This window comes from Serratia sp. SM04, from assembly GCF_040280225.1.
GTDB classification, from domain to species: Bacteria; Pseudomonadota; Gammaproteobacteria; order Enterobacterales; family Enterobacteriaceae; genus Serratia; species Serratia sarumanii.
Window position 1 is genome coordinate 343,668 of sequence record NZ_JBEOQT010000001.1, and the last position, 11,690, is coordinate 355,357.

14 protein-coding genes and 1 pseudogene are annotated in these 11,690 nt (G+C 61.6%); 3 read left to right on the forward strand and 12 right to left on the reverse strand.

Annotation, left to right across the window (positions count from 1 at the left end; translation table 11 throughout):
- Window positions 1–42 precede the first annotated feature (42 nt).
- Window positions 43–129, forward strand: a pseudogene (locus tag ABTW55_RS01525) (DUF2442 domain-containing protein); the annotation flags it as partial.
- A gap of 36 nt (window positions 130–165) precedes the next feature.
- Here the strand turns inward: ABTW55_RS01525 and hemW are convergent.
- The 6 genes from hemW to ABTW55_RS01555 are packed head-to-tail and all read right to left on the reverse strand — an operon-like array spanning window position 166 to window position 4,333.
- Window positions 166–1,308, reverse strand: coding sequence for a radical SAM family heme chaperone HemW (gene hemW, locus ABTW55_RS01530; protein ID WP_033635947.1), 1,143 nt, complete (start codon window positions 1,306–1,308; stop codon window positions 166–168).
- Entirely contained in the window at window positions 1,301–1,894 is a 594-nt protein-coding gene (locus ABTW55_RS01535) for an XTP/dITP diphosphatase (RefSeq protein WP_033635946.1), read from the reverse strand. Before ABTW55_RS01535 ends, hemW begins: the two co-directional genes overlap by 8 nt.
- Before the next feature lie 17 nt (window positions 1,895–1,911).
- On the reverse strand, window positions 1,912–2,202 hold the full coding sequence (gene yggU / locus ABTW55_RS01540) for a DUF167 family protein YggU (RefSeq protein ID WP_033649585.1): 291 nt from the start codon (window positions 2,200–2,202) through the stop codon (window positions 1,912–1,914).
- A complete protein-coding gene (locus ABTW55_RS01545) occupies window positions 2,199–2,753 on the reverse strand; it encodes a YggT family protein (protein ID WP_033635944.1) in 555 nt (184 codons plus the stop codon). The genes yggU and ABTW55_RS01545 overlap by 4 nt, the downstream gene beginning before the upstream one ends.
- 31 nt (window positions 2,754–2,784) lie before the next feature.
- Window positions 2,785–3,606, reverse strand: a complete 822-nt coding sequence (gene proC / locus ABTW55_RS01550) for a pyrroline-5-carboxylate reductase (protein ID WP_033635943.1) — start codon at window positions 3,604–3,606, stop codon at window positions 2,785–2,787.
- 19 nt (window positions 3,607–3,625) lie between these two features.
- Window positions 3,626–4,333, reverse strand: coding sequence for a YggS family pyridoxal phosphate-dependent enzyme (locus ABTW55_RS01555; RefSeq protein ID WP_060422989.1), 708 nt, complete (start codon window positions 4,331–4,333; stop codon window positions 3,626–3,628).
- A gap of 20 nt (window positions 4,334–4,353) precedes the next feature.
- Here ABTW55_RS01555 and ABTW55_RS01560 point away from each other — a divergent pair, with 20 nt between their 5' ends.
- Entirely contained in the window at window positions 4,354–5,376 is a 1,023-nt protein-coding gene (locus tag ABTW55_RS01560; protein WP_060422991.1) for a type IV pilus twitching motility protein PilT, read from the forward strand.
- Here the strand turns inward: ABTW55_RS01560 and ruvX are convergent.
- From ruvX to ABTW55_RS01590, 6 genes are all read right to left on the reverse strand, one after another.
- Window positions 5,373–5,795 (reverse strand): Holliday junction resolvase RuvX, encoded by a 423-nt coding sequence (ruvX, locus tag ABTW55_RS01565; protein WP_015379046.1) that lies wholly within the window; start codon window positions 5,793–5,795, stop codon window positions 5,373–5,375. The genes ABTW55_RS01560 and ruvX overlap by 4 nt on opposite strands.
- Complete coding sequence (locus tag ABTW55_RS01570; protein WP_033635940.1) at window positions 5,795–6,358, reverse strand: YqgE/AlgH family protein; 564 nt, start codon at window positions 6,356–6,358, stop codon at window positions 5,795–5,797. Before ABTW55_RS01570 ends, ruvX begins: the two co-directional genes overlap by 1 nt.
- A gap of 145 nt (window positions 6,359–6,503) precedes the next feature.
- The gene (gene gshB, locus ABTW55_RS01575) at window positions 6,504–7,454 is read right to left on the reverse strand and encodes a glutathione synthase (protein WP_033635939.1); all 951 of its coding nucleotides are present in this window, start codon (window positions 7,452–7,454) and stop codon (window positions 6,504–6,506) included.
- Between the two features lie 10 nt (window positions 7,455–7,464).
- Window positions 7,465–8,196: a 16S rRNA (uracil(1498)-N(3))-methyltransferase gene (rsmE, locus tag ABTW55_RS01580; RefSeq protein ID WP_033649590.1), complete on the reverse strand. Its 732-nt coding sequence runs from the start codon at window positions 8,194–8,196 to the stop codon at window positions 7,465–7,467.
- 69 nt (window positions 8,197–8,265) lie between these two features.
- Window positions 8,266–8,961, reverse strand: coding sequence for a deoxyribonuclease I (endA, locus tag ABTW55_RS01585; RefSeq protein ID WP_060422993.1), 696 nt, complete (start codon window positions 8,959–8,961; stop codon window positions 8,266–8,268).
- A 101-nt stretch (window positions 8,962–9,062) separates the two neighbouring features.
- Window positions 9,063–9,575: a SprT family zinc-dependent metalloprotease gene (locus ABTW55_RS01590; protein WP_060422995.1), complete on the reverse strand. Its 513-nt coding sequence runs from the start codon at window positions 9,573–9,575 to the stop codon at window positions 9,063–9,065.
- Window positions 9,576–9,924: 349 nt separating this feature from the next.
- Between ABTW55_RS01590 and fumA the strand changes: the two genes are divergently transcribed.
- On the forward strand, window positions 9,925–11,571 hold the full coding sequence (gene fumA, locus ABTW55_RS01595) for a class I fumarate hydratase FumA (RefSeq protein ID WP_033649593.1): 1,647 nt from the start codon (window positions 9,925–9,927) through the stop codon (window positions 11,569–11,571).
- Window positions 11,572–11,690 lie beyond the last annotated feature (119 nt).

Genomic DNA, 11,690 nt, shown 5'->3' on the forward strand with positions numbered 1-11,690 from the left:
TTTTTGGAGGCTTGGCATGAGTACGGCTAAACGCGTCAGCTTTGGGACGCGTTGGACGAGGATGTTTCCGTTGAGGGATTGCTGAAGGGGCGTGGCGACGTGACGCATCGCCCTCATAATGCCGCCTGAACATGAAAAAAAGCGCTGATTATTCAGCGCTTTTTTTTACTCGTCGTCCGCCAGGAACAGTTCCAGCAGCGAGTTGAGGAACAGTTTGCCCTTCTCGGTGATCTGCCAGTGCTCCGCGGTTTCTTCCAGATAGCCTTTGGCCAGCGCCTCGTCCAGCTGCGGGCGAATGACGCTTTCCGCCAGCCCGGTGTAGTTGACGAAGTCGGCGCGCGGCGCGGCTTCCAGCAGGCGGAAGCGGTTCATGAAGAATTCGAACGGCCGATCCGCCGCCGCCACCTCATGCTGTTTGTCCATGTAGTCGCCGCGCATAAAGCCGCGCGGGTGCTTGGTCTTGGCGGTGCGCAGGATGCGCCCGTCGCTGAAGGTCACCTTGCCGTGCGCGCCGCAGCCGATCCCCAGATAGTCGCCGAAGCGCCAGTAGTTGAGGTTGTGCTGGCATTGGTAGCCCGGCTTGGCGTAGGCCGAGGTTTCATATTGCTGATAGCCGGCGGCGCTCAGCAACTGGTGGCCGCGTTCGAAGATGTCCCACAGCGCGTCGTCGTCCGGCAATACCGGCGGGCGCGAGCTGAACAGGGTGTTCGGCTCGATGGTCAGCTGATACCACGACAGGTGCGGCGGATTGAGGGCGATAGCCTGGCGCAGATCGTCCAGCGCCTCTTCCAGCGACTGATCCGGCAGGCCGTGCATCAGATCGAGGTTGAAGCTGCGCAGGCCGAGGCCGGTCGCCAGCGTCGCCGCGCGCTTGGCCTCTTCCGGGCCGTGGATGCGCCCCAAGCGGGTCAGTTTCTCGGCGCTGAAGCTTTGCACCCCGATGGAGATGCGGTTGACGCCGGCGCGCTGGTAGCCGCTGAAACGATCGGCCTCCACGGTGCCGGGGTTGGCCTCCATGGTGATTTCGGCGTCGTCGGCGACGCGAATGCGCGCCCGCACGCCGTCCAGCAAGGCTTGCATCGCCTCGGCGCTCAGCAGGCTGGGGGTGCCGCCGCCGATGAAGATGGTGCTTATCTCCCGGCCGCCGGCCAGCGGCAGGTCGGCATCCAGATCCGCCAACAGATGATCGACATACTCCTGATGCGGCACGTCACCCTTCAGCGCATGGGAGTTGAAGTCGCAGTACGGGCATTTCTGCACGCACCACGGGATGTGGATGTAGAGACTCAGCGGGGGCAGCTTAAGCATTGCGCATGGCTTCCAACATCAGCTTCAGCGCCTTGCCGCGGTGCGAAATCGCCCGCTTCTCGTCGCGGCTCAGCTCGGCGGCGGTGCGGCCCAGCTCCGGCACGTAGAAGACAGGATCGTAACCGAAACCGCCTTCGCCGGCGGCTTGCTCGGTGATTTCGCCGGCCCAGCTGCCGTGGAACACCAGCGGCGTCGGATCTTGCGCATGGCGCAGATAGACCAGCACGCAGTGGAATTGCGCGCCGCGCCGGCCTGGCGCCACGTCTTTCAGCGCCGCCAGCAGCTTGTCGAGGTTCTGCCGATCGTCGGCGTCTTCACCGGCGTAGCGCGCGGAGTAGATGCCCGGTGCGCCTCCCAGCGCGTCTACCGCCAGGCCGGAGTCGTCGGCGATCGCCGGCAGGCCGGTGACCTGTGCCGCATGGCGCGCTTTCAGGATGGCGTTTTCGATAAACGTCAGCCCGGTTTCTTCGGCGGATTCCACGCCCAGATCGGTTTGCGCGACCACGTCCAGGCCGAAATCGGCCAACAGGTCGGCGAGTTCGCGCACTTTGCCCGGGTTACCGGTGGCAAGAACGACTTTTTGCATAATGACTACCTTGAAAATTATTCGATGAGCGCCGCGACCACGGCGGGGATCTGTTGCGGATTCACGATGCGTAACTGTTTATGCCGCCCCAGTTCGCCTTTCTCGATGGTGACGCTGCTTTTCGCCACTTTGAACTGCTTGGCGATAAACTTGATCAGATGGGCGTTGGCTTGGCCGTCGACCGGCGGGGCGGTGATGGCGACTTTCAGTTCGTCGCCATGCAAGCCGATAATTTGGTCGCGGCTGGCTTTCGGCTGAATATATAGCCTGATCGCCAGCCCGTCCAGCACCGGAGTGACTGCACTCACAGCAGGAACCAGATCTCGCCGAACAGATCCATGCCCAGGTAATTGATCAGATAGAGGATCAGGATCACCACCATGGCGGAAAAGTCGATGCCGCCCATCGCCGGGATGATGCGACGGATCGGCGCCATCAAGGGTTCGGTGAGCTGGTACATTACATAGTCGATGGGGCTGCGGCCCTGGCTTATCCAACTCATCAGCGCACGAATGATCATCACCCAGAAGATCAGGTAGCCGGCAGACTTCACCAGCGAGATCAGGCCGAACAGCAGGTTATAGGGGCTGAGCGACATCGCGCCGCCCTGGATCAGCAGCAGCAGTGGGTACTTGATGGTCATCAGCAGGAACGCCAGCAGCAGTGAAGCGCTGTCGATGGGCCCCAGCGACGGGATGATGCGGCGCAGCGGGCCGACCACCGGCTGGGTGATCTTCACCACAAACTGCGAGAACGGGTTGTAAAAATCGGTGCGTGTCCACTGCATCCAAATGCGCAGCAACAGCACCATCACGTACAGATCAATAACGGTCTTGACCAGGAAAGTCAGCGTTAGCATGAAGTGGTCCTTCTCCTTAACTCATGGTTATTTAAAATAATTTTTCCATCTCTTGCGCGCGGGAAACGGCGGCCTGCATCGCTTGCGCCACGGTTTCCGGCAGCTGGCGTTCATTGAACACCCGCAGCGCTTCGGCGGTGGTGCCACCTTTGGAGGTCACCTGCTCGCGCAGCGTGCCCAGCGGCGTATCCGGGTTGGCTTCCACCAGCGCGGCGGCGCCGGAAGCGGCCTGCTGCACCAGATCGCGCGCGGTCTGGCTGTCGAAGCCCATACGTTCGGCCTCTTTTTGCATCGCCTCCATAAACAGGAAGAAATAGGCCGGGGCGCTGCCCGCGGCGGCGATCACGCCGTTGATGCCATTTTCGTCATCGACCCAGCAAACTTTACCGACCGACGCCATTAAATCGCCGGTGTAGTCGCGATCCTGCTGGCTGACCTGCGCCGGCGCGTACAACCCGCTCATGCCCTTGCCGACCAACGACGGGGTGTTGGGCATGATGCGCACGATGTCCAGCTTGTCGCCGAGCAGCTGATAGAAACGGCTGACCTGAATACCGGCGGCGATCGACAGCACCAGTTTGCCGCTGAAATCGACCTGCTCGCGCAGCGGTTGGCAAACGTCGGCCATCATCTGCGGTTTGACCGCCAGCACCACTACTTCGGCCGCGCGCGCGCAGGCGACGTTGTCGCCGCTGCTGACGATGCCATAGTCCGCCGCCAGCGCATCGCGGTTTTTCGCCGAAGGGGCGCAGACGCTGATGGATTTGGCCGGATAGCCGCCCGCCACCAGGCCGGCGATGATTGCACGCGCCATGTTGCCGGCGCCGATAAAGGTAATCTTGCGATGTTGCATCAAATCCCTCGTCTGTTTGTCAGGCCTGCGAGTAGTCGCGGGCGCCAAAAATTGCGGTGCCGATGCGCACCAGGGTGCTGCCTGCGGCAATCGCTGCCGCCATGTCGTCCGTCATGCCCATAGATAGCGTATCGGCCTGCGGATAACGCTGACGCAGGGCGAGAAATGCGTCGTTCATCTGGTTGAATACCGCCAGCTGCCGCTGATAATCCGCTTCCGGTGCCGGGATGGCCATCAGGCCGCGCAGCGTCAGGTTCGGCAGCGCAGCGATCGCTTCGGCCAGCGCTGGCAGTTCGCTTAACGCGATGCCGGATTTGCTTTGCTCGTCGCTGATGTTGATTTGAATCAGCACGTTGAGCGGCGGCAGGTCGGCCGGGCGCTGATCGCTCAGGCGCTGGGCGATGCGCAGCCGATCTACGGTATGGCACCAGGCGAAGTGTTCCGCCACCAGCCGACTCTTATTGGATTGCAGCGGGCCGATAAAGTGCCACACCAGCTCGCCGCCCTGCGGCGACTCGGCGAAATGCCGGATCTTGTCTACCCCTTCCTGCACGTAGTTCTCGCCGAAGGCGCGCTGGCCGGCGGCGATGGCTTCTTCGATCGCCGCCACAGGTTTGGTTTTGCTGACTGCAAGCAGGGCAACTTCTTCTGGCGCCCGCGCGCAGTTTTGCGCGGCGGCCGCGATGCGGTTTCTGACATCCTGCAGGTTCTGTTGGATAGTGCTCATTATTGACCCGGGAGAGTGATATGGATATCGATGAATTCGTGGCCCTTAGTGTAAAGCATAATGCTTCCGATCTGCACCTTTGTGCCGGGCATCCGCCGATGTTGCGCATCGACGGTGAACTGCAGCCGCTGGCGGCGGCGCCAACGCTGACGGCGCAAGGCGTGCAGGCCCTCTGCGACGGATTGCTGAATGCGCAGCAGCGCGAGAGCCTGCGGCGGCTGGGGCAGGTCGATCTGGCGCTGCACCGGCCGGGCGGGGAACGGCTGCGGGCCAACGTTTTTCAGCAAAGCGCGGGGATGTCTCTCGCGTTGCGGCGCATCGCCGGGCAGGCGCCTTCGCTTGCCGAGCTGGCGGCGCCGGCCATCATCCCGGCGCTGCTGCGGCGCGACGACGGGCTTCTCCTGCTCACCGGCGCCACCGGCAGCGGCAAGTCCACCACGCTGGCGGCGATGATCGACGAGATCAACCGGCACCAGCCGCGGCACATTTTGACGCTGGAGGATCCGATCGAATTCCTGCACCGCAGCCGGCGTTCGCTGATCCAGCAGCGGGAGATCGGCCGCGACAGTCACAGCTTCGATGCGGCGTTGCGCGCCGCGCTGCGCGAAGATCCGGATGTGATCCTGCTGGGCGAGCTGCGCGATATTGCCACCATTCGGCTGGCGCTCACCGCGGCGGAGACCGGCCACCTGGTGCTGGCGACGCTGCACACCCGCAGCGCGCCGCAGGCGGTGGAACGGCTGGTGGACGTGTTTCCGGCGGAAGAGAAACCCTATGTGCGCGCCCAGCTGGCCGGCAGCCTGCAGGCGGTGATTGCGCAAAAGCTGATGAGGCGGCCCGGCGGCGGGCGAGTGGCGATCTTTGAGGTGCTGACGGCGACGGCGGCGGTCAGCAACCTGATCCGCGAAGGGAAAACCCACCAGTTGGCGAGCGTGTTGCAAACCGGCGCGCAGTCCGGCATGCAAACCTTTGAGCAAGGTTTGCAGCAGCGGATCGACGCCGGCGTGTTGGGGGAGAGTGCGGGGGAGGGAACGGAGGGTTAACCCAGCTGCCGTTCGAACCAGCTTTCGAGGATCACCACCGCAGAGGCGGAATCCACGCTGCCTTTGTCGAGCGCGCGGAAGCCGCCGCGATCGAACAGGTTGGCGCGCGCTTCCACGGTGCTCAGGCGCTCGTCATGCAGATCGATCTGGATGCCGAAGCGGCCGTGCAGGCGGTTGGCGAACTTGCGCGCCTGGGCGGTCACGGGTTGTTCGGTGCCGTCCATGTTCAGCGGCAGGCCGACCACCACCAGATCCGGCTGCCACTCCTTCAGCAGCTTTTCGATTTTCAGCCAGTCCGGCGAGCCGTCCTGCGCTTTGAAGGCCGGTAGGGCGCGGGCGCTGCCGGTCAACTCCTGGCCGACGGCCGCGCCGATGCTTTTGGTGCCGAAATCGAAGGCGATAATGGTGCGGTTGCTCATCAGGCGTGTCCTGCGTGGTTGGCGATGCTGCGAATGTCGATACCCAGAAGGTTCCCCGCCTCGCGCCAACGGCTGGCGATCGGCGTGCGGAACAGAATGTCGGTGTTGGCCTCGATGGTCAGCCAGGCGTTCTCCAACACCTCCTGCTCCAGCTGGCCCTTTTCCCAACCTGCATAACCCAGCGCCACCAGCACGTCGTCCGGTTGTTCCGGGGTGCCGAGCGTTTCCAGCACGTCTTTCGAGGTGGTGATCATGGTGTTGGGGGAAATTTGAATGCTGGCACCGAAGCCGTGGCGCGGCGTATGCAGGATAAACCCTCGATCGTCCGCCAGCGGGCCGCCGGCGAACACCGGCTTGTCCAGGCTGATGGCCGGATCGCGCGCAGGCGGCATGATCTTCAGCTTGCTCAGTACCGTGGCTACCGTGAACTGCTCCACCGGTTTATTGATCACCAAACCCATGGCGCCTTCTTCGTTGTGCTCGCAGACGTAAATCACCGAGCGCTTGAAGCGAGGATCCTGCAGGGTGGGCATGGCGATCAGAAAATGGTGCTGTAAATTCATGGCGTTAGTATAAGGTAATCAATGGGTGAGAAAATAAACAGCCGCCAGTATGCGGCTATACCCGCCGCCTTTCAAGCCGCGTGCAAAGGCGTGCTTTGGCGGGCGCGATGCAGGATAGCGGGCGGCAGGCCGCCCGCATGGCGCATTACTTCGCCGCCAGGCGCTTTTCAATCGCGTCCATCAGCATGCCGGTAATCGAGATGGGGAATGCCGCCTCAATTTCGCGTGCGCAGGTTGGGCTGGTCACGTTGATTTCGGTCAGGCGATCGCCGATCACGTCCAGGCCGACGAAGATCAGCCCTTTCTCTTTCAGCGTCGGGGCGACGGTGCGGGCGATTTTCCAGTCGCTCTCGCTCAGCGGGCGCGCTTCGCCACGGCCGCCGGCCGCCAGGTTGCCGCGGGTCTCACCCTGCGCCGGAATGCGCGCCAGGCAGTAAGGCACCGGCTCGCCGTCGACGACCAGGATGCGTTTGTCGCCGTCCTTGATCGCCGGCAGGAAGTTCTGCGCCATGCAGAAACGGCTGCCGTGTTCGGTCAGGGTTTCGATGATCACCGACAGGTTGGGATCGTCCTGCTTCACGCGGAAGATAGACGCGCCGCCCATGCCGTCCAGCGGCTTCAGGATGATGTCGCCGTGCTGCTGGTGGAATTTGCGGATGTGCGCGGCGCTGCGGCTGACCAGCGTGTCCGGCGTCAGTTCCGGGAACCAGGCGGTGAACAGCTTCTCGTTGCAGTCGCGCAGGCTCTGCGGCTTGTTGACCACCAGCGTGCCTTTGACCTCGGCGCGCTCCAGAATGTAGGTGGCGTAGATGTATTCGGTATCGAACGGCGGATCCTTGCGCATCAGGATCACGTCCAGATCGTGCAGCGCCAGATCCTGCTCGCTGCCGAAGCTGAACCAGTTTTCCTTGTCTTCCTTCACGCTCAGCAGGCGGGTGCGGGCGCGCCCGTCACCGGCGTGCAGATAGAGATCGTTCATCTCCATATAGTGCAATTCGTAACCGCGGCGCTGCGCTTCGAGCAGCATGGCGAAGCTGGTGTCTTTCTTGATGTTGATGGAATCGATAGGATCCATCACGATGCCGAGCTTAATCATCTTTTCTCCTTTAACCCAGGTCGCCGAAACGGACCTGCAGAGCGGTAATGGCGGTGAGCGCTGTGGTTTCGGTACGCAGCACGCGTGGCCCCAACAGAATATCAGTAAATCCGTGGCCGGTGGTCATGGCGATTTCGTCGGCGGACAAACCGCCTTCCGGGCCGATCAGCAGGCGGACGCGGTCTACCGGCTGCGGCAGGGTGTTGATGCTGTGGCTGGCGCGCGGATGCAGGTTGAGCTTCAGGCTGCCGTCTTGTTCGGCGCACCAGGCTTCCAGCGACATCGCCTCGCGGATTTCGGGAATGCGGTTGCGGCCGCACTGTTCGCAGGCGGCGATGGCGATCTTTTGCCATTGCTGGATTTTCTTCGCCAGACGCTCGCCGTCCAGTTTGACGCCGCAGCGCTCGGAAAACAGTGGGGTAATGACGTTGACGCCCAGCTCGATGGATTTCTGGATGGTGAACTCCATCTTCTCGCCGCGCGAGATCACCTGGCCCAGATGCAGGTTGAGCGGCGATTCGATGTCGTCCACGCGGCCGTCGCTGAGGCGCACCAGCACGCTCTTTTTGTCCACCCGAACTATCTCGGCGTCGAACACCTGGTTGCTGCCGTCGAACAGCTGCAGCGCCTGGCCGGCGCTCATGCGCAGCACGCGGCCGACGTGGTTGGCGGCGTCCTCGCTGAGGGCGATCTCCGCCCGATCGGTCAACGGCTGCGGATGGTAAATGCGGGGTATGCGCATGGGTAGTCTGATCCTGACGAAACGGCGCCGTGGGTTGGCGGCGCCATGAAAGATAAAGGCTATAGTAGGTTAGCTTTTCCGCTGCTGACAAGCCTGTTGAATATAGGGGTTGTGGTTGCCCTGCACCTTGGCGATACGTGCTTCACGCTGACATTCCCATTGGCTCACCGGATATTGCCGGTTCCACACCTCGAACAGCTGGGTTTGCTGGCGTGACAGCCGCAGCTGGTAGCGATCGCGCATGTAGAAGTAGGTGCGGGCGATGGCGCCGCGGGCGCGGGCGGGCGGCTCCGCCTGTTTATTCTTGAAGTCCACCTTCATCGGGCATTGCCCGTACTGGCCGGCGCCGCCGTTCCATTGGCTGTACATGAAGTTATTGCGGTCGCCGTTCACTTCGCCGATCGCCGGCTGCAGGTTGTGCAGATCGGTTTCTATCTGGCGATAGGTGGCGTCTTTGTTGCAGTTTTTGCGCCCGCCGTCCTGCCAGCACTGCAGCTGGTGGCCGAACTGCCAGGCCGGCACCACGTGTTCCCACTCGATGCGCTGCGCGCGCTGGGCGTTTTTACGCACCTGATAGCCGCAGCCGGCGAAATCCGGGATGCCCTTCTTGCCTTGCCAATCGATGCGGCAGCCGCAGTAAAAACTGCCCGGCGCATCCTGGTTAATCTTGGCCGCCGCCGCCTTGGCCTGAGAAAAGTTATTGATGCCGTGTGCCTGTACGGCGCCTGCGGCGAAAACCGCCATAAACAAAATTCTGCGAAGCATATTCCAAAACAGCTCAAAATTGGAAAAGCAGGCAGGGTAACGGAACTTGCCGGCAGTGGCAAATGGCGATATTTGCTTGTTTTAACGTATAAATCGTTTAGCTAAAGGTTCTCGCTAGCGAGAAATTTCAGTTTTTCGCCGCACCGGCGGCAGCGGTATTCGCTTTCGCCACGCAGCACGCGGTTATGGCGGCGGATGGTGAGCTGGTGCTGCCCGCAGCCGCAGCGATAAGAGAAGGTTTTGCTTTGCACCGAGGCGGTTTCGAAGCGGTGAGTGCGGCTGGCGGGGGTCAGCAGCACGCTTTCCATCATCCAGCGCCATTCGCGGCCGTGCGGCGCCACCCGGCCGAATTGGCGAAACACCAGCAGGTGCGCCAACTCGTGCGGCACCACTTCATCGATAAACGGCTGTTGGTTTTCCAGCAGCAGCACCGGATTCAGGCGGATTTCCCAGCTTTGCAGCCAGGCGGTGCCCGCGCTGGTGCCGCGTTGCTGATAGACGATGCTGGGTTCGGGGAACTCGACGGCAAAATGCCGGCGGGCCAGCTGCAGCTTTTCTCGCAGGCAGCGCATTACCGCTTGTTGCAGCGCGATGGGGATTCTCGATTTGTTCATTGCGGCCTAGCTTAAGCAATGGCGCGGCGGCTGACAATACGCCCCGCGTAAATCGCATCCGGCGCTTTTTCGCCACATTGATAAGACGATCGCCGCCGATGGATTGTAATCAATGTGTTAACTGCGGGATAATAAAGCGTGCATGATGAGCCTGTACCCGCAGTTCTCACCGAGCAAGGTTGAAACGCCGCCTGTGGTAATCCCTTACGCAAAGAGCGGTTATTTTGCGATTTGGCGCAATAACTGACTGATTAAAAATACGTAAGGTGGAGGCAGTTTTTTGACAAGGCGCCGAGCCGTGCGCCGCAAGTGTGAATTTAACGCAGCTGATGTTGCAAGTGAGAGATCAATGTCGAATAAACCGTTCCACTATCAAGATCCGTTCCCGCTGAAGAAAGACGATACCGAATACTACCTGCTGAGCCGCGACCACGTTTCCGTGAGCGAATTTGAAGGCCAGGAAATTCTGAAAGTTGCCCCTGAAGCGTTAACCCTGCTTGCCCAGCATGCGTTCCACGACGCCTCGTTCATGCTGCGCCCGGCGCACCAGCAGCAGGTGGCCGATATCCTCAAAGATCCGGACGCCAGCGAAAACGACAAGTACGTTGCGCTGCAATTTCTGCGTAACTCAGAAATCGCCGCCAAGGGTATTTTACCGACCTGCCAGGACACCGGCACGGCGATCATCGTCGGCAAAAAGGGCCAGCGCGTCTGGACCGGCGGCGGCGATGAAGCCGCGCTGTCGCGCGGGGTGTACAACACCTACATCCAAGAGAATTTGCGCTATTCGCAGAACGCCGCGCTGGATATGTACAAAGAGGTCAACACCGGCAGCAACCTGCCGGCGCAGATCGATCTCTACAGTGTGGACGGTGAAGAGTATAAGTTCCTGTGCATCGCCAAGGGCGGCGGTTCCGCCAACAAAACCTATCTGTATCAGGAAACCAAGGCGCTGCTGTCGCCGGGCAAACTGAAAAATTACCTGGTCGACAAGATGCGCACGCTGGGCACCGCGGCTTGCCCGCCGTACCACGTGGCGTTCGTCATCGGCGGCACCTCGGCGGAAGCGACGCTGAAAACCGTCAAGCTGGCCTCGACCAAGTATTACGATGGTCTGCCGACCGAAGGCAACGAGCATGGCCAGGCGTTCCGCGATCTGGAACTTGAAGCGGAATTGCTGCAAGAAGCGCAGAACCTGGGTCTGGGCGCGCAGTTCGGCGGCAAATACTTCGCGCACGATATCCGCGTGGTGCGCCTGCCGCGCCACGGCGCGTCGTGCCCGGTCGGCATGGGCGTCTCCTGCTCCGCGGACCGCAACATCAAAGGCAAAATCAACCGCGACGGCATCTGGCTGGAAAAACTGGAGCACAATCCGGGGAAATTCATTCCCCAGGAGCTGCGCCAGGCCGGGGAGGGAGAGGCGATCAAAGTCGATCTCAACCGTCCGATGGCCGAGATCCTCAAACAGCTGTCGCAGTACCCGGTTTCCACCCGCCTGTCGCTGAGCGGCACCATCATCGTCGGCCGTGATATCGCGCACGCCAAGCTGAAAGAACGCCTGGATCGCGGTGAAGGCCTGCCGCAGTACGTCAAGGATCACCCGATCTACTACGCCGGCCCGGCCAAAACGCCGGAAGGTTACGCGTCCGGTTCGTTGGGGCCAACCACCGCCGGGCGTATGGACTCCTACGTCGATCTGCTGCAATCCCACGGCGGCAGCATGATCATGCTGGCGAAAGGCAACCGCAGCCAGCAGGTAACGGATGCCTGCCACAAGCACGGCGGGTTCTATCTCGGCAGCATCGGCGGCCCGGCAGCGGTGCTGGCGCAGCAGAGCATCAAGAGCCTGGAGTGCGTGGAGTACCCTGAGCTGGGCATGGAAGCGATCTGGAAAATCGAGGTGGAAGATTTCCCGGCGTTTATCCTGGTGGATGACAAAGGCAATGACTTCTTCCAGAAGATCCAGGCCGGTCAGTGCTCCAGCTGCCTGAAATAAGCGCGGCCCCCTTCGCCGCCTGCGGGCGGTGAAGGGGATTGTGTAAAGTCCTGTAGCCTGCTGGACGGCGAGTTTTAACCTGTATACCCTACGCGGACAGCACTAAAATTCGACTGATG